Below are 17,186 nucleotides of genomic sequence, written 5' to 3' on the forward strand. Positions count from 1 at the left end.
TACACATATCAAAACCGTCTCTCGATAAAAATTAACGATTTATGAAACACCCTCATTTAATTCCCCGGATAGGCGCGATTCTCCAATTCAGCGATGAATTTTTCAGAAGCGATCGCTGCCGCTGCGCCCGCTCCTGCAGCGGTAATCGCTTGACGGAACACGTGATCATGTACATCACCCGCGGCGTAGACACCGTCTATGTTCGTGCGCTGCATCTCGTCAACAATGATATATCCCTGATCGTCTGTCTGTATGACATCCGTAAAGAGTTCTGTGTTCGGAATATGTCCTATAAAGATAAATACACCGTCAATCGGGAAAAGTTGCGTTTCACCGGTTTTGACGTTTTTGAGGGTCGCCCCCGTCACTTTGTCGGCATCGCCGTTTATCTCTTCGACAACGGTATCCCAGATAAACTTGATTTTATCATTTTTGAAGGCGCGTTCCTGCATAATTTGGCTTGCCCGGAGTTGATCGCGTCGATGGACGATGTAGACCTCGGAGGCGTATTTGGTTAGGAAGATGCCTTCCTCGAGTGCCGCGTCGCCGCCGCCAACGACGATGAGCCGTTGGTCTTGAAAGAAAAACCCATCGCACGTAGCACAGTAGGAGACACCGCGTCCGCCGTATCCCTCTTCACCGGGGATGTTGAGTGTACGCGGTGACGCACCGGTGCATATAATCACAGACTTCGCACGGTATTCTTTCTCGTAGGTCGTAACAGCAAACGGATGTTGCGAGAAATCAACCGCGGTTACGGTATCAAATTTGACTTCCGTGCCGAACCGCTCGGCTTGTTCTTGCATGCCCTGTATAAAGACTCCTGCCTCGTTACCGAAGAAGCCGGGATAGTTCTCAAGGTCGAGCGTCAAGGAGAGTTGTCCGCCGAGTGCATCTCCTGTAATAAGAACAGGTTCAAGCATTGCACGGGAGGTATAGACACCCGCGGCGAAACCAGCAGTGCCGCCGCCAATAATCACGATATTTCGATCTTCTATGTTGTTTGTATTGTTTTCCATATTTTTTTAATTATTCGCCAGGCGTTAACCGACAATTTTGGTTGCATGGAGACTTTAGGTTAAGTTCCGCAAGCCTTCGTTGTTGGCTTACTTATGGCATTCTTAAAAAATTTGAGAGTGTTTATGTAAAGATAGATAAACGATTAATAAAATTGAAGGCAGCGTTTAGAATGGCAGCGGGATTCCAACGCGTTCAGCAACTGTTTTCAACTGTGCCTGATGTCCTTCGCCAATCGGGATGCCGATTTCAGCCCATTCCTGTTCACGTTCCCATTCTAAGCCGCCGGGCAGATCTGATCGGTCGTAACCCGGGGCGGGTTGCATCTGTCGCGCATCGTGGATATGTTGGTCAATCTCCGCTTTATACTCGTCAATCGGTCGGAATCGGGAAATGTCGATCGCTGCGATGAAAGCTCCTTGATTGGCACCTTCCCAGATTGTTGGCGGATCCGGCGGCTTATCGAATAGCCAGATGCCTGCCATAAACCCACCGAGCGCATGGCTCACGTGACTCAAACCCAACATCTTGAAGAACGCAGCGGGACTCTGTTCAAACGCCTGTTCCAACGGCAGCTTGGCATCAATGCCAGTTGCCATATCAACGACTATAGGAGGCTGGTCGCCTGCCGGAATCGCAAAACTCATCGGCGACGCTCCAGTTGCGGTGGCAACCGTACTCCCGGGACCGTGTCGAAAACGGTGGCAAGAGACCGCAAACCCGACGCAGTCCGCTTCAAGCGCGAGCCGTGTATACTTGCCTGCACTCCCAAAGTGGAAGTGATTCCGACTCGTTGCGGCACCAAGTCCCATCTCTTTGGCTTTTTCGACCGCTGCTTGTGCGGCATGATACGCGGCGAAATGTCCCATACCGCCATCGCCGTCGTAGACCGCTGTCGTCGGGGATTCATCAATACAGCGGACGTTTGGACGTGGATTTACTTTGCCGTCAAGCATCATCCCGACGTATCCCGGTGTCTGTTGTGTGCCGTGACTGAACACACCGCGCAAATCGGTGAGAACGAGCAGACGCGCGATATGCGCAGCGTCCGCCTCCGAGGTGCCTGCCTTCTGGAAGGCTTCGCTGATGAACCCTCGCATTGTATCTGGCATCACGCGGATAAATTCTTTCGGTACTACATTCATTTTTTTAACTTTCCTTGCGGTTAACTGACGTGGGTTTGAATCATTGATGTGCCTTCCATAAATCCGCTCTCCACTTCGTTACGAGCTACGGTTTTTGTTTCTGTAACCAAAGATGGCAGCCTGCAATCTCACTGTGAAGCAGGCGTAGGCGGATATGAGAGAAAACCGCCAACAAACCAATCACCTTATCTTACGCCTTGCGAATAGTTAAAAGGTCAAACGCGGAATGCCATCAACAATCCGGTAGGTCTGTTCGCACATTTTGCAGTGGACACTGTGTGCTTCCCACGTAATCTCACCTTTACACTGCGGACAGACGAGAATTTCTTGCAATGTTTTTGTCTGACGATTTTTACCGCTTGCCACTTTTGACAGCAAGTTTTGGCTTGCAAGCTGCGCCAAAAACGATTTTGCACGGGAAACGATGCCTCGCGGCACTGCACTTTTAAGAAGCAGGAACCACTCATTATGCCTCGGAACATTACCATCTAATGCGACGAGCCTGTCAAGCGTATCGGGGCATTCCAAATCCAGTGCTGACTCATGGTCGAGAAGTATTTTATAGTCTATTTCATCTTCCCACTCGTATTGGACCAAAAAGAGGTGATGATGCGTGATATGAAACCGCTTCCAATGCTTATCTGTTACCGCCAATCTGTGAAAAAGTTGCCCGAATTGGGATTTTTTTTCATTTTTCCGTAGCATCAGACAACCATCGACCAAGTTGACGACCCAGTTGTGATAGTGCCACCCGTAGATTCGCTCCCCTATTTCAGACGGCGTTTCAATGTAGCCACGGCATGCAACGCGCTCCAATTCAGCGATAAGTTGTGCAGGGTCCTCAACGTGTTCCAATACGTGTGAGCAGATAACATAGTCGAACGTCCGATCTGCGAAAGGCAGAAACTGCCCATCTGCTTCCACCATGGGGCGGTCGGTAACGATTGCGCCGCCGCGCTGTTCGTCATCGCCTATGAATTTATCGCACAAGACATCCGAGCGTGCTTTCGGATTGTGACCGCTCCCTATCTCTAAGACAAAATCGTTCGGTCGAATGTTCATTTTTCGACGACCATGGTGATATAAGGACTCAGGTAGGGAAACGCGCCCGCGATAATCCTACCCTTTATCCCAAATCCAACGGCTTTCTTGATGATAGTAAACCCGTGTGATCGGAAAAATTGCGCGAGATCAATCGGGCTGGCATAATAAGCACTGTCGGCATCACCACCGATGGCATTCGCCTGTAAATCGGGTTCACGGTAAATAAAATGTGGTGTTTTCGTCAAGAACCGTTTTTGGACATAAAGTCTACAGTTTCGTGCAAACTGCTGCAGTGCCTGCCGTTTCGTTTCACCCCAGACGGGTCTACCGGATTTGCCGGACATGAGATTGAGCCAGTCAAGCAGTGGGATTAGAGGTGAACAGAGGTTCGGTCCTGAGATCACAATGCGTCCGCCTTTGCACACTACCCGTATCATTTCGTTTAAAGCTGTCTCCACATCGGGCAGGTGTTCAACTAATTCGTTTGAACAGATAACAGCAAAAGATTCGCTTTCAAAAGGGAGTTCCATCACGTCACAGACTTGGTATCGGAGCCGCGGGTTTTCCCAGTTCTGTGCTTCTTTGAGAAAGAGCGAAGAAATATCGGTACCGACGACATCGAAATCTGCTTGATTGAGCAACCTCGCGGAGATACCGTTTCCACACCCGATATCGAGTATCTTAGAACGTGGGGGTGCGTGACGGATTACCAATTCTACGTAGTGTCGGAGGTAGGCTTCATCGTGGGCAGCCAAGAGGTTCTTATAAGTTTCCGATGTTTCGTAGAATTCGCGCATTCGTTGGCGGATTGACGATGATGTTTCGGGCATTGACGTTTCGATCATATTGTCCAGTTTCCAAGGATATTATACACGTTTGGCGGCACGGTTACGAGCGGAGCGTATTCCACGGTGCCTCGTCATAAACATCAATGAGTTGGTATCCCTCTGCGCCTTTGGAAGGGCTCAAGGTCACAAACAACTTCGCTGATTGATCAGAGACGTTAAAGGAGGCGTGAACCATATCGGCTGGGATAAAGACGGAGTCACCAGCTTTGAGTGTCTGTTTCTTATCTTCGAGCCACTGTTCAACGCTGCCCTCTATAACGTAGATGACCTCTTCTTGGTCGGGATGTTTATGGAAATCATGACCATAACCCGGAGAGAGGCTAACTTCCATGGCGACGATGTCTTTCGCGCCAGTACTCTCTGGACGGCTGAGCCAACCGATTGTGCCCCAGTCAAGTTCGTCTCGTTCTACGTTTGCTGATGCAATAAATTTTCCGTTCACGGTTCTATGAATCCTCCTATTTATTCGCGATGTAGGCGCGCCGTTAAACGCGCCTACAAAAGAAATTAGTGCTGTTATCTATCGAATTTTAGTGTTGCCCAGGTTGTTGACAACTTTCCAAGCGGTTCGACAGGTGTTGACGCTGAATTCATTTCTGCTTGGATTTCTTCCTCATTCAGGGCGCGGTTCCAGATGCGGACTTCATCAAGGAGTCCAAGGAATTCACGGTTGTTTTCAGGTGTTTTACCGACAAAGACAGAAGACGTATCGGCAGCGCCCGGCAAGGCACCTTTCCCACCGAATTCGCCGACATTTTCGCCGTTTAACCAATACCGATGTGTGCCATCATCCACTTGTGCTGCGACGTGCTGCCACTCATTAAGCGCGATTTTTCCGGTGCAAACACTTCCACCACCGGCGCTGAGGTGCAAACACTCACTCGGGGATTCGGTGTAGAAACTATAAGAGCGTGGACTGTTGCCTTTTGAGAGAATCCCTTGCCACCGTTGTTCGTTGGGCCCCATGTGTCTTCCAGCGTTAATCCATGCCATGACTGTTACGCTTGTATCGACGGTGAGAATATCGGCGTGTGGGACTTCGATCCAGTCGCTTTCACCGTTGAGTTTGAGTGCGTTCCCGAATTTTCCTGCGACTAACTCAGGCGCGCCAGCAATAGTTCCGTCGTTCCCGTATTGGGAGTGATCGGTGACCATATCACCATCAATTTCATCAAAAGAGAAGTAGAGGATGAGTGAATCATCGGACGGATCAGCGGCATGCGCAAAGGGTGCCGCGATCATTATAATTGTCAAGAGAAAAAAGAAAGTCTTCATTTGTTCTCCTTTAATTTTTAAACAGGTATATGCGCGCTTGAACTTCGTGGGACTTGAACATCCACAAGCATCAGAAGCGCGCATATGGACAGGTTTTATCGTGAGGTTTTCTTCAGATGTCCCCAGGTCGTTGCGAGTTTCTGACGTGGATCAACAGCGAAAAGTTCAAAATAGCCGCTCTCCATCTGTTCGATGACTTCATCCTCGTCAAGTGCCCGGTTCCAGATGCGGACTTCGTCAATGAGGCCGAGGAATTCGCGTTGACCTTCGTGCGTTCTACCGACAAGGACATCGGCTGTATCGGCTTTACCCGGGGGAGCGTTTTTACCGCCGAATTCGCCAGCAGATTCGCCGTTTACCCAATACTTATGTGTTGTGCCGTCATCTACCTGTGCGACAACATGCACCCATTCCTCTAAGGGCACCTTTTTGTTACAAACACTTCCGCCACCGACAGAGAGATGCAAACATTCACTCGGGGATTCGGTGTAGAAACTGTAGGAGCGCGGGTTGTTGCTTTTCGCAACAATACCTTGCCACCGCTGTCCACCGGGTCCCTGATGGCGTTCGGTATTAATCCAAGCCATGACAGTTACACTGTTGTCAACAGTGAGGATATCATCGTGTGGGACTACAACCCAGTCACTTTCGCCGTTGAGTTCCAGAGCCTTGCCGAATTTACCCTCAACGTGTTTAGGATTACCAACGAGTTCGCCATCGTTTCCATACTGTGAATGATCGATAGCGTTTTTACCGTCAAGTTCATCGAAAGAGAAGTAGAGGATGAGTGAATCCTCTGGTTCGTTTGCGCCATAGGCAAAAGATGCCACAAACGTGATAAGGGTTAGTATAATAAATAGGTTCCTCATTTTTTCCTCCATGTAGCATAGGAAACCGTTAGCCTGTGCATTATCGATGTAGCATAGGTTGTTAGCCTGTGCATTATCGATGTAGCATAGGAAACCGTTAGCCCGTGTATTATTTGTATAAGTTAATCTATCGGAACAATTTCTCCGCCTTCAACTGCCTTAAACCTTCGGTTGACAGGGAGAAGTGTCCCTTGATCAATATGTCCGCTGGTCCAGCGAATTTCAAGGCGTTCAATTTGTTCCGCTTTGCCAACGCCAAAATGAACGCGTAGATCGTGGAAGGAGAGATAACTCCCGCCACTTTGCACCTCCCGATATTGGATGTGTGTTCCGGTTACAACCTTAATTCTTGCACCAATTCCAGAACGGTTGCTTTTTTGTCCGACAACTCGGACTTGTATCCAATTGTTTTGATTGCCGACTACGTTTTGAAGCAAGTCTGGACGTTGGTTACAATTGGTGACAAGGATATCCAAGTCCCCATCATTGTCGTAGTCACCGATAGCGGCACCACGACTGACTTTTTTCAGTGATAGACCGTCGGTTTCCACTGAAGTCCCGCGATCAGGATCATCGTGATGGCGTGCTTCAGCAGACGTGACATTGGCGAACGTTCCGTCGCCTAAATTTCTAAATAACAGATTCTGTTGCGGATAGGTTACGTGTTTCTCAAGGACATTGATGTTATCCATTAGATGTCCATTCGCGACAAAGATGTCTTGGTGTCCATCGTTGTCATAATCGAAAAATCGAATGCCCCATCCGAGATAGCCGTGTGTTACCTCCGCTATACCTGAAGTAATGGTATTGTCTGTAAAAAAGGAGCTATCGTGATTACGATAAACGGTATTGGTTTCTGTCTGGTAATTACTGACGGTGAGGTCGAGTTTCCCGTCGTTGTCGTAGTCCCCAAAATCAGTCCCCATACCGGCTTCTTCTTTCCCCATATCATTATAGCATACACCTGAGATTAATGCAACCTCTAAAAAATTACCGGTACCGGTGTTTTGAAATAGAAAGTTCGGGTCCTGGTCGTTGGCGACATAGAGATCAATGTTCCCATCGGCATCATAGTCACCAAAGGTTACGCCTAACCCGTGCTGCGGGATCAGGTCTGCAGGACGGTATAAAGTTGATACATCGGTGAATGTGCCGTCCCCGTTATTCTTGTAAAAAGTATCATGAACCGCGGGATATGCGTGCGGTCCGCAATAGACATGGACACCACGTTCTTCGCAACGGACATCGTTCTCTGGTGTATATTCAGCGTAGTTTGCTATATACAAGTCTAAATGTCCGTCGTTATCAACATCAGCAAAGGCACAACTGGTGCCCCAGTTTGGATTGCCGACTTGGGCGTGTGTCGTTATATCTGTAAAAGTGCTGTCTCCGTTGTTTTGATAGAGTTGATCTGCACCGAAGTTAGTGACGTAAAGATCCAAGTCGCCGTCATTGTCATAATCGCCGACAGTCGCACCGGTGCCGTAGATCGTACTGCCTACCCCTGCTGCTTCTGTGACATCCGTAAAGGTGTTATCCCCGTTGTTTCGGTAGAGGACGTTATGCGGTGTTTTGTTTTCTGCATCATCTGTCTGAATTGTCCCGTTGACGAGGTAGATGTCAAGGTCGCCATCGCCGTCATAATCGAAGAACCCACCACCGGATCCGAGAAATTCATTGAAAAGTCTTAAACCGCTCCTACCATCGGTATGCTCAAAGTTTAACCCGGCGGTTTCCGTAACATCAATGAAAATTTGATCTGATAATGCGACTGGACAATATAGAACAGTCATAAACGTTGCTATGCGTATGAGTCCGAAAAAGCGATAGAAGTTATTATTAAGGGCGTTTTTTGGCATAAGGATAGGTTTATCGCGTTGTTTGCGACGACTGTTTCAGACGTTCCAAGTTGTGTAAAGCTTTCCGAGCGTCGTCATCGTCAGGTTCAATTTTTGTGATATGTTGATAGACATCAATCGCCTTTTGAATGTGTCCTTGCTGCGTGTAAATTTCCGCTAACCCGTGATATGCTAAGCTCAGTTCTGGCATCTTCTTTATAACCGTTTGCAAATGCGATTCTGCTTTGTCAAATGCCTTTGATTTGGTATAGAGCCACCCCAATCGGAGGTGTGCTTCTACAACGTCTGGGTTTAGTTCAAGGACTTTCAGGAAGAATGGAATCGCACGCTGGGACATATTGAGATTCATGTAAAGCCGTCCCAGCTTATCGTATCCGACTGTAGCGTCTGGGTGCAACCGAATCAGGGCTTGGTAGGTCGCAACCGCTGCGGAAATATGCTTGTGTTTCAGATGGATTTCTGCTAATTCCAATCGGAGAGTTGTGTTCAATGGATCTTCTGTCAGAGCACCTTCGATGGCGTACGTCTGGTCGTAGTAGGCTTTCATCTGGTGGAAGCGTTTGAGTTGTTCCGTTGCTGCTGACGTATCGCCGAGCAGTCGGTACGCCTTGGCAAGGTTATAGTAGGCACTCTGAACGTAAGGTTTTTTTTCGATTGCGGTTTGATAGTGTGCCACGGCTTGCTGCGGTTCGTTCCGCATGAGGGCAATGAAGCCGAGCCATTCATAAACTTCTGGAAAATCGGGGTTACGAGTGAGGGTATGCTTGAATGCGGCGAGTGCTGCGTCGAGTTTCGCCTGATGTGTGTAGATATAACCGAGTCGGTAATGTGTATCGGCGTCTGTCGGGCATCTCTCGGCGGCTTCTTTCGCGTGCTGTTCTGCGATGTCTAATTTGCTCTGTTTGCAGTAGATTTCTGCCAACGCGAGGTGTGTTAATCCGTGAATCCGTTCCTTTGTAGGGGGCGGAACATTTTTTAGATCTGCGGCTATTGTAAAAATCTTGTTAAACGTCTCAATCGCTAATTCCAGTTCATCTTGCAGTTTATAGACGTTCGCGAGTTGGAAAAGCGCGTTTACATGTGTCGGTTGCTGCGATAAGATCGACTTAAAGGTATCTACTGCCTGTGGGTAGCGTCGTAATTTGACGTATTCCACGCCTTCTTGGAATGCCGAAGTCGTTTCAGTTCTACTCACAGACGGGATAAGTGATAAAAGCAGCGTAAGAATTAAAACCCCACAGACACGTTTGGCAAACATCTGATGGCGTTTACGACCTGCGTCCATGCTGACTTTCCTCAATCGGACTGCGGTTGTTTGTTCACCACATCCTGAATCCAAGACAGTGCCGCCATACTTGACGACCAGCCGATAGATGTCACGGCGAGCAGTGCGACTTGTTGTAATTCCTCGCGTGTGATACCTTCCCGGAGCGCGCGCCGCGTATGCGAATGCACCGCACCTTCAGACTTGGCACCGATCGCCAATGCGAGTTTGACAAGCCTCACGGTTTTAGGGTCAATCGGACCGGCGGTGCCGCACGCTTCACCCAATGCCTGATACGCTTTCCAGACGTCCGGGTATTCTTCAATTACATCTTGAAGAAAATCGGGTAATTTATCATTCATCAAAAATTCTCCGCGTCAACTTGTTATCCGGTTTTCTCTTTGGGTGGTGATTCGTTCTCTTGTTGTGCTGTCGTTTCGGTTTCGTCTCTCTGTTCTTCGCTGAGTCCGGCTTTAAAGTTTGTGACGCTTCTGCCGAGACCGCGCGCCAGTTCAGGAAGACGCTTTCCACCAAATATGAGTAACACAATAACCAATAGAATCGCTAATTCCAAGGGACCAAGGCCTAACATATTTCTGTCTCCTCGTTTGAGGTAATTTGTGCACTGCGAGAATGCACGATGGATATTAGCGTATATATTATCATATTAAAAAAAATATGTCCAATAGTATTTAGCAGTCAGCCATCAGCGGTCAGTGCGGTGAAAATAAATGTAATTGACAGAGGGCTTTGGACATGTTATAATTTAAGATGCCTTACAGATGAAACTGAATGTAAGGAGTCGTTTAGATACGATAACCGCGGAGGAGTCTGAATATGAATAAGGTGCTGGTCAGCGATTTGCTGTCACAGCAAGGCTTAGATGTTCTTACGGAAAGTGGCGATTTTGAGGTGGATGTCATCCTTGATCTCTCGCACGAAGAACTGTTGGACCGAATTGCCGACTACAATGCGCTGCTGATCAGAAGTGCGACGAAGGTAACTACTGAGGTTATCAATGCAGCGACGCAACTAAAGGTCATTGGGCGCGCTGGCGTTGGTGTGGATAACATTGACGTGCAAGCAGCGACACGCAACGGTATCTTGGTGGTCAACACGCCAACGGGTAATACGATTGCGGCGGCGGAACATACAGTCGCGATGTTATTAGCGTTGGCGCGCAATATCGTACCTGCTGGTATTTCGCTGAGAAACCGGACATGGCAACGCAACGACTTCATCGGTGTTGAGTTGTATGGGAAAGTTTTTGGCACGATTGGGTTAGGACGCATCGGACGCGAGGTGACGCGACGCGTGCAGGCGTTTGGCATGCAGGTTATCGCCTACGATCCATACATCTCAGCGACCGCGGCGGAAAAGATCGGGATTCGGCTTGTTGACCGGGAGACGCTTTTTCAGGAGTCGGATTATATCTCCGTTCATACACATCTCAACGCCGAGACCTATCATAGCATTGGTGAATCAGAGTTTGCGCTGATGAAACCGAGTTGCCGCTTGATTAACTGTGCCCGTGGGGGTATCATTGACGAAGATGCCCTCTATCACGCCTTAAAAACGGGAGAACTTGCGGGTGCTGCACTGGATGTCTTTGAAAACGAACCGGCGACGGATACACCGCTGTTAGGCTTGGAAAATGTCTTAGCACTCCCGCACCTCGGTGCGTCAACATCAGAAGCGCAGGAGCATGTCGCTATTGAGGTCGCACAGCAGGTGAGAAATGCACTCCACGGTCAACCGGTTGCCAACGCTGTAAACCAACCCAAAATTGATCCGAGGACACTTGACATTTTAGGTCCCTATCTGGAACTTGCCGAAAAGATTGGTAGTTTTCACGCACAAATTGTTGAGGGGCAAATATCAGCGATTAAGATCCATTATAACGGGACACTTTTCCAGAAAGAGGATGTCACACCGGTAACTGTGGCGTTACAGAAAGGGCTTTTGACCCCTGTACTCGCAAATGTGAACTATGTCAACGCGCCTTTTTTAATTAAGCAACGCGGGATCTCCGTTACAGAGACAAAGAGCGAATCGGAAGCCAATTTTGCGAACTCCATCTCGATTACAGTTGTGACCGATAAGGGTGAGGTGGTTATAGAAGGCACCGCTTTCGGAAAAAAAGACATCCGCATCGTCCGTATTGATCAACTGCATATAAACGTGCGGCCGACCGGGTATATCCTCCTTATCTATAACAGCGACCAACCCGGAATGATAGGGTTAATGGGGACAATTTTGGGAGAACACAATATTAACATCGCCGATATGACTGTCGGACGTTCACGCTTATGGGAAGTCGCCGTGACGCTTATCAATGTGGATAGTCCTGTGCCTCGACACGTTTTGCAAACCATCGCTTCACAAAAGAAGATTGACTTCGTTAAGCAGGTTTTCCTTCCACCCGAAGAAGGCGAGGTTGAAGACTTTGCTAACGATGACATAGAGGTGCAGGGTTAGGACCGCTGTCAGTACGAATAATCCTACGCGAAAAAGGACAAGAAATTTGGATGCTAAACAGAAAAGCCTATTTATCAATGATGAAATTCCGAAGGCAAAGTTATTTGAAGGCGAGAAACGGGATGTCCATCCCGATAGTAACACCTCGTGGCGTATTTCACCGGAACCGTTTTGGGTTTCCGAGTCAGATTTGAGATGGTTTGAAGAACTCGGTCCACATCTTTTAAATTTCTATCGGGCGTGTAATCTACTCTATTCACAGAGTGTGCGCGGCATTCAGCCTGCTTGGGTGGCTGAGTATTTGGAAATCGGGAAACCGGAATCAGTTATCCAGTATGGGCGGATGAACCGTTTTAAGACGCAACTGCCGGGTGTACTACGTCCTGATATCCTCCCCACTGCTGACGGGATGGCAATTACGGAACTCGATTCAATTCCGGGTTTCATCGGCGCGACGGGGTGTCTGGCAAGACTCTATGCGCAACTCGGTTATGCGATCATCGGTGGCAGCGATGGGATGGTAAACGGGTATGCCGAGATGATTCGTAGTTTAGCGAAGAAAGATGACCCGACGCTTGCCATTGTTGTCTCAGATGAATCAGAAGATTATTGGGCGGAGATGGTATGGCTCGCTGATGCGCTTTGTGAGGTTGGGGTGAAGACTCGCGCTGTTAAACCGCACGAAATTATTTTTACTGAAGATGGACTCCTTGTTGAACAGGGAGATGATAAACTATCGGTTGATGTGTTGTACCGCTTTTATGAATTATTTGATCTGCCGAATATCCCGAAATCGGAATTAATGTTTTACAGTGCGAAGAAACGCACTGTCGTGATGACCCCGCCGCCGAAAGCCTACCTTGAAGAAAAATTATGTCTCGCGCTTTTCCATCACCCGACGCTCCAACCCTTTTGGAAACGCCAACTCGGTAAGAAAACGTATCCGTTCTTACAAGAAGTGATACCAGAGACGTGGATTATTGATGCCCGTCCGCTGCCGCCGCATGCGGTTATTCCAAACTTAGAGGTGGAAGGAGATGCCGTAACGGACTGGCGGCAACTCGGCACCGTGACGCAGAAGCAACGGGAATTGGTTATCAAACCGTCGGGGTTTTCTGAACTCGCGTGGGGAAGCCGCGGTGTAGCGATCGGACACGATCTTCCGACGGAAGCGTGGGAAGGGGTTATTGAAAACAGCCTTGAGAATTTTGAAAGATCACCACACGTCTTACAGCGGTTTCATACTGCGAAACGGGTACGCATGCAGTATTACGATTTTGATGCGGGTGATATGCAAGAGATGGCGTGCCGTCCACTGCTCCGTCCATACTATTTTGTCGTCGGAGATACGGTTAAGCTTGGCGGCATGCAAGCCGCAGTCTGCCCCGCGGATAAAAAGATTTTACACGGTATGGTGGATTCTATTATTGTGCCGTGCGCACAGATGCAATAAAGGTGAAGAAGGTGATTCGATAATGCAATTAAATGATAAGCAACTCGCGCATTTCCGAGACAAAGGCTACCTTGCTATTGAAGGGTTTTTTAACCCGACAGAAGCCAAAGCCCTTCGACTTGAATTGGAACGGATTTACGATACCGAACTCCAAAACGGGACTGGTATTAATTGCGCAGTGCAAACTGATGGAACCAAACGGGACAACGCGGGTGAACGACAAAACCTTCAGGTAATTCCGCTTAACAACCGCAGCGACTTACATAAGGCGTTGCCGTTTCATCCGAAGGTTGTCTCTGCTGTCGAGCAACTCATCGGTGATGAATTTATGTTGGAGTTGGATCAGGCGTTCTGGAAACCGCCGAAAGTCGGCATCGGTACGAGTTGGCACCAAGACAACGCCTATTTCAAGATTGCTGATCCGTTGCGCGGGACAGCGATGTGGATCGCTATCCATGATGCAAACATTGAAAATGGATGTATCCACGTTATTCCGGGCAGCCACCGGGAGAGTTATGAACACTACCGCGATCCGCTGAGCGATCATCACATTCGGTGTGATCCGCCGGAGGAACGCGCCGTGCCGATTGAATTGAAAGCGGGTGGCGTGCTTTTCTTCTGTTACGGTGTCGCACACTGTACGAAGTCGAATCTCTCCGATAAGGAACGTGCGGGGGTCGCACTTCACTTTCTGCACAATGATTTCGGCGGTAAGGAGCTTTGGGAGCGGAATAATACAACCAAACCGATGCTCCGCGGTCCACTTGCGACCGGTGGCGAATCCGAGTTCGGCGAAAAGTTTGAAGGCAGATGGGAAGCGTTAATGAACGCTGTGCTTGCCTCTGATGTGTAGGAAAAATCTCCTGATCGTAATGTAAACATACACCGATTTTTCTCCCAAGAGGACTAAGAAAATGAAGCATGTATTAAAATACGCTGTGCTCATTGCTCTGGTGTTCATTGTTGCCGGGCATGCTACAGCAGGTCTCACTGACGACCTCGTCGTTTACTTTACGTTTGACAATGTTGAAAACAAGCGAGTGCTTGATGAATCTGGTAACAATCTTAATGCCCAGATTATCAAAAATGCCGTACTTGCCAAGGGCAAATACGGAAAGGCTATCCGGATTACTCGTGAGACTGAAGATTGTGTGAACCTTCCTGCCTTTGATGCACTAAACATCAACCATAGGATAACAATGATGGCGTGGGTGTATCATGAAGATTGGACTGAGACTTCTGCCCAGTTGTTCGACAAAGGATGCTATTCCAGAGGGACGAACGTTTACGGCATGGGAGTCTTTAATAAAAAGCATCATCCTGATATTGATGCCTTTGGGATTGACTCAGGCATCGCGCTTATTTTGGCTAACAACGAGGTTCAAAAGAGCATCACGGCTGATAACAAATTGCAGAAGAGAGTGTGGCATCACATTGCCAGCACTGCTAGCCTTGACGCTCGGAGAATCTATCTTAATGGTGAGGTGATTCTTGAGTCAACTGACGGATTTGTTTTCTCCGGTACCAATACTGAGAATTTGCGGATTGGATGTGCCAAGGGCGAACCGCAATATGCGTTTAAAGGTGGCTCTATTGATGAAATCGGTCTCTGGCGTCGTACACTCAGTGAAGCTGAAATCAGAGCTGCCATGCGAGGTCCTTTGCTGGCAGTTTCGCCGAAGGGTAAGGTCGCTACGACGTGGGGAAATATTAAACGAAAGGCGTTTTGAGTCTATCTATTTGCACAGCGAAAGAAAACATATTGCACGCCACTCAGTTTTGTGATATAATCTAATTACTTCAGGCATAAACAGATTTCTGTCTTCTAATGTAAAAGGATCCTATAGGGGGATGAACACGATGAAACAGTTATTAAGTTGCGTCACGCTCCTCGCGTTGATGCTCATCGTAGCGGGACATGCCACAGCAGATCTCGCTGAAGGACTTGTCGTTTACTTCACGTTTGATAATGTCAAAGGGAAGACGATTGTTGACGATTCCGGTAATGGACTTGATGCTGATATAATCGCTAATACCGATATTGTGGATGGCAAGTACGGGAAAGCGATTCGTATTACAGCTGTGGGGGCTGATTGTGTGAATGTGCCAGCCGCCGATGAACTGAAAATCAGCGGTGAAATCACGATGGCGGCTTGGATCAATCAGGATTCTTGGGCGACTGATGGGCAGTGGTTCGACAAAAACTGCCATAACGGAGGTGAGCATTCTTCCTACGGCCTCGGTGCTTTTCAAAGCGGTAAGAATTTTAATATGTTCTTGGGGACCGGCAACAGTCGACCGACCCTGAACTCACCGCACGCAATGGATACGAAAAAATGGCTTCACGTCGTTGGAACCTACGACGGGTCAACCATGAAAGTCTACGTTGACGGCGAAGTTGCAGCTGAAAAGGACGAAAAATTTGATTTCAAAGGGACCAATGATCAGGATCTACGGATTGGATGTTCCAAGGACCGTCCGAATTATACCTTTGAGAACGGTTCCATTGACGAGGCTGCCGTCTGGCGGCGTGCACTGAGTGAAGCTGAAATTCAAGAAATAGCGAACGAGGGTTTCCTCGCGGTTTCACCCCTTGATAAAGTCGCAACAACGTGGGGCGGTATTAAGCGGAAAGCTGGAACGTATTAAGAACTGTCCGACACAAACGTTAAAAGGCACAGGTGTTGTTTCGGCACCTGTGCTTTCTTATGTGGGAGGCGAAAAATGACAAAAATCGGAATAGTTGGCATCGGCTTTATGGGAATGATACATTATTACGCGATCCAGCGGATTACGGGTGCCGAAGTTGTTGCTATATGCACACGAGATCCAAAGAAACTTGCCGGTGATTGGACCGGTATTCAAGGGAATTTTGGGCCCCGAGGCGGCATGGAAGATCTCTCCAATGTCCGAACATATAGTGAAATCGACGAACTTCTCGCCGATGAAGAGGTTGAGCTTGTTGATATCTGCCTGCCGACACATCTGCATAAATCCGTTAGTATGGCATCCCTTGAAGCGGGAAAACACACGCTTGTCGAAAAACCTATCTCTATTTCTATAGACGATGCAAACGAACTCGTTGAACTTGAGAAGCGTATCGGTGTTGAGCGAGCCGCAGCAAATCAAAGTCCGTGTTATCTGATGGTAGCGCACGTACTCCCCTTCTTTGCGGAGTACGCTTATGCGAAACGGATTGTTGAATCTGGAGAATACGGTGAACTCCTCGGCGCGCATTTTAAGCGAATTATCTCCAGACCGAGCTGGTCGCGCGATGTCGCGGATCTTGACAAGAGCGGCGGTCCGGGTATCGACTTGCACATTCACGACACCCATTTCATTCAACTCCTCTGCGGTGTTCCCGATGCTGTGTTCTCACAAGGCAAAATCGCTGGCGGTAACTATGTGGATTATCTGACGACGCAGTACATCTACAACGATAAGGGGATCTCCATCAGCTGTTCTTCGGGCGGAATCTCGCAACGTGGACGCGCGTTCTCGCACGGGTTTGAAATTTTCCTTGAAAAAGCGACGTTACTTTTTGATTTTTCGACGTTGGCGGGTGAAGCGTCCACCGCAGTGCCGCTCACACTTCTGAACGACGAGGGTGAGGTGGAACAGGTAGATTTGGGAGATGTCGATCCGATTGATGCCTTCGTCGGTGAACTCCAATACGCTGTTGAGGCGATCGATTGGGAGACCGAGCCAACAGCGTTATCCGGTATCGGTGCGCGGGACGCGCTACTGCTCTGCTATAAAGAGGCGGAATCCGTTAGAACGGGTGAGATTGTCCCTATTCGTTAGGCTGTGAATATGGCGAGGCATACTTCGTGTTGTTGTTACGGCACGTCGGAGCATGCCTACTACTTTTAAATGAATACTTTCTACGCCGTTAGTAACATTGGTGAGCTCTATGTCCCTGTTGAATGTCGGG

At 48.5% G+C, this 17,186-nt stretch carries 17 protein-coding genes; 6 read left to right on the forward strand and 11 right to left on the reverse strand.

Annotated elements, in window-relative coordinates:
• Positions 1-56: 56 nt before the first annotated feature.
• From trxB to OXH00_05925, 11 genes are all read right to left on the reverse strand, one after another.
• The gene (gene trxB / locus OXH00_05875; protein ID MCY3740530.1) at positions 57-1,019 is read right to left on the reverse strand and encodes a thioredoxin-disulfide reductase; all 963 of its coding nucleotides are present in this window, start codon (positions 1,017-1,019) and stop codon (positions 57-59) included.
• A 165-nt stretch (positions 1,020-1,184) separates the two neighbouring features.
• Entirely contained in the window at positions 1,185-2,162 is a 978-nt protein-coding gene (locus tag OXH00_05880) for an Ldh family oxidoreductase (GenBank protein MCY3740531.1), read from the reverse strand.
• A gap of 207 nt (positions 2,163-2,369) precedes the next feature.
• The gene (locus tag OXH00_05885; protein MCY3740532.1) at positions 2,370-3,224 is read right to left on the reverse strand and encodes a methyltransferase domain-containing protein; all 855 of its coding nucleotides are present in this window, start codon (positions 3,222-3,224) and stop codon (positions 2,370-2,372) included.
• Positions 3,221-4,051: a methyltransferase domain-containing protein gene (locus OXH00_05890; protein ID MCY3740533.1), complete on the reverse strand. Its 831-nt coding sequence runs from the start codon at positions 4,049-4,051 to the stop codon at positions 3,221-3,223. Before OXH00_05890 ends, OXH00_05885 begins: the two co-directional genes overlap by 4 nt.
• 43 nt (positions 4,052-4,094) lie before the next feature.
• Positions 4,095-4,496 (reverse strand): cupin domain-containing protein, encoded by a 402-nt coding sequence (locus tag OXH00_05895; protein MCY3740534.1) that lies wholly within the window; start codon positions 4,494-4,496, stop codon positions 4,095-4,097.
• Between the two features lie 74 nt (positions 4,497-4,570).
• Positions 4,571-5,329, reverse strand: a complete 759-nt coding sequence (locus tag OXH00_05900; protein ID MCY3740535.1) for a LamG domain-containing protein — start codon at positions 5,327-5,329, stop codon at positions 4,571-4,573.
• A 95-nt stretch (positions 5,330-5,424) separates the two neighbouring features.
• Positions 5,425-6,198, reverse strand: a complete 774-nt coding sequence (locus tag OXH00_05905) for a LamG domain-containing protein (GenBank protein MCY3740536.1) — start codon at positions 6,196-6,198, stop codon at positions 5,425-5,427.
• Between the two features lie 122 nt (positions 6,199-6,320).
• Positions 6,321-8,057 carry a CRTAC1 family protein gene (locus OXH00_05910; GenBank protein ID MCY3740537.1) on the reverse strand — a complete coding sequence of 579 codons (1,737 nt, stop codon included), beginning with the start codon at positions 8,055-8,057 and terminating at the stop codon, positions 6,321-6,323.
• 10 nt (positions 8,058-8,067) lie between these two features.
• Positions 8,068-9,342 carry a tetratricopeptide repeat protein gene (locus OXH00_05915; protein MCY3740538.1) on the reverse strand — a complete coding sequence of 425 codons (1,275 nt, stop codon included), beginning with the start codon at positions 9,340-9,342 and terminating at the stop codon, positions 8,068-8,070.
• Between the two features lie 11 nt (positions 9,343-9,353).
• The gene (locus tag OXH00_05920) at positions 9,354-9,683 is read right to left on the reverse strand and encodes a carboxymuconolactone decarboxylase family protein (protein ID MCY3740539.1); all 330 of its coding nucleotides are present in this window, start codon (positions 9,681-9,683) and stop codon (positions 9,354-9,356) included.
• A gap of 23 nt (positions 9,684-9,706) precedes the next feature.
• A complete protein-coding gene (locus OXH00_05925; GenBank protein ID MCY3740540.1) occupies positions 9,707-9,913 on the reverse strand; it encodes a twin-arginine translocase TatA/TatE family subunit in 207 nt (68 codons plus the stop codon).
• A 245-nt stretch (positions 9,914-10,158) separates the two neighbouring features.
• Between OXH00_05925 and serA the strand changes: the two genes are divergently transcribed.
• The 6 genes from serA to OXH00_05955 all read left to right on the forward strand — a co-directional run bounded on the left by serA (position 10,159) and on the right by OXH00_05955 (position 17,056).
• Complete coding sequence (gene serA, locus OXH00_05930; protein ID MCY3740541.1) at positions 10,159-11,799, forward strand: phosphoglycerate dehydrogenase; 1,641 nt, start codon at positions 10,159-10,161, stop codon at positions 11,797-11,799.
• Between the two features lie 46 nt (positions 11,800-11,845).
• Positions 11,846-13,252: a hypothetical protein gene (locus OXH00_05935; GenBank protein ID MCY3740542.1), complete on the forward strand. Its 1,407-nt coding sequence runs from the start codon at positions 11,846-11,848 to the stop codon at positions 13,250-13,252.
• Positions 13,253-13,274: 22 nt separating this feature from the next.
• On the forward strand, positions 13,275-14,105 hold the full coding sequence (locus tag OXH00_05940; GenBank protein MCY3740543.1) for a phytanoyl-CoA dioxygenase family protein: 831 nt from the start codon (positions 13,275-13,277) through the stop codon (positions 14,103-14,105).
• A gap of 61 nt (positions 14,106-14,166) precedes the next feature.
• The gene (locus OXH00_05945) at positions 14,167-14,982 is read left to right on the forward strand and encodes a LamG domain-containing protein (protein ID MCY3740544.1); all 816 of its coding nucleotides are present in this window, start codon (positions 14,167-14,169) and stop codon (positions 14,980-14,982) included.
• Between the two features lie 130 nt (positions 14,983-15,112).
• Positions 15,113-15,901: a LamG domain-containing protein gene (locus OXH00_05950; protein ID MCY3740545.1), complete on the forward strand. Its 789-nt coding sequence runs from the start codon at positions 15,113-15,115 to the stop codon at positions 15,899-15,901.
• A 75-nt stretch (positions 15,902-15,976) separates the two neighbouring features.
• Positions 15,977-17,056, forward strand: a complete 1,080-nt coding sequence (locus tag OXH00_05955) for a Gfo/Idh/MocA family oxidoreductase (protein ID MCY3740546.1) — start codon at positions 15,977-15,979, stop codon at positions 17,054-17,056.
• Positions 17,057-17,186 lie beyond the last annotated feature (130 nt).

The organism is Candidatus Poribacteria bacterium, from assembly GCA_026706025.1.
Lineage (GTDB): Bacteria > Poribacteria > WGA-4E > WGA-4E > WGA-3G > WGA-3G.

Bases quoted from the DNA above. Each gene is read 5' to 3' on its own strand.
- trxB (MCY3740530.1), bottom strand. From the start codon at position 1,019: ATGGAAAACAATACAAACAACATAGAAGATCGAAATATCGTGATTATT.
- OXH00_05880 (MCY3740531.1), bottom strand. From the start codon at position 2,162: ATGAATGTAGTACCGAAAGAATTTATCCGCGTGATGCCAGATACAATG.
- OXH00_05885 (MCY3740532.1), bottom strand. From the start codon at position 3,224: ATGAACATTCGACCGAACGATTTTGTCTTAGAGATAGGGAGCGGTCAC.
- OXH00_05890 (MCY3740533.1), bottom strand. From the start codon at position 4,051: ATGATCGAAACGTCAATGCCCGAAACATCATCGTCAATCCGCCAACGA.
- OXH00_05900 (MCY3740535.1), bottom strand. From the start codon at position 5,329: ATGAAGACTTTCTTTTTTCTCTTGACAATTATAATGATCGCGGCACCC.
- OXH00_05905 (MCY3740536.1), bottom strand. From the start codon at position 6,198: ATGAGGAACCTATTTATTATACTAACCCTTATCACGTTTGTGGCATCT.
- OXH00_05910 (MCY3740537.1), bottom strand. From the start codon at position 8,057: ATGCCAAAAAACGCCCTTAATAATAACTTCTATCGCTTTTTCGGACTC.
- OXH00_05915 (MCY3740538.1), bottom strand. From the start codon at position 9,342: ATGGACGCAGGTCGTAAACGCCATCAGATGTTTGCCAAACGTGTCTGT.
- OXH00_05920 (MCY3740539.1), bottom strand. From the start codon at position 9,683: ATGAATGATAAATTACCCGATTTTCTTCAAGATGTAATTGAAGAATAC.
- OXH00_05925 (MCY3740540.1), bottom strand. From the start codon at position 9,913: ATGTTAGGCCTTGGTCCCTTGGAATTAGCGATTCTATTGGTTATTGTG.
- serA (MCY3740541.1), top strand. From the start codon at position 10,159: ATGAATAAGGTGCTGGTCAGCGATTTGCTGTCACAGCAAGGCTTAGAT.
- OXH00_05940 (MCY3740543.1), top strand. From the start codon at position 13,275: ATGCAATTAAATGATAAGCAACTCGCGCATTTCCGAGACAAAGGCTAC.
- OXH00_05945 (MCY3740544.1), top strand. From the start codon at position 14,167: ATGAAGCATGTATTAAAATACGCTGTGCTCATTGCTCTGGTGTTCATT.
- OXH00_05950 (MCY3740545.1), top strand. From the start codon at position 15,113: ATGAAACAGTTATTAAGTTGCGTCACGCTCCTCGCGTTGATGCTCATC.
- OXH00_05955 (MCY3740546.1), top strand. From the start codon at position 15,977: ATGACAAAAATCGGAATAGTTGGCATCGGCTTTATGGGAATGATACAT.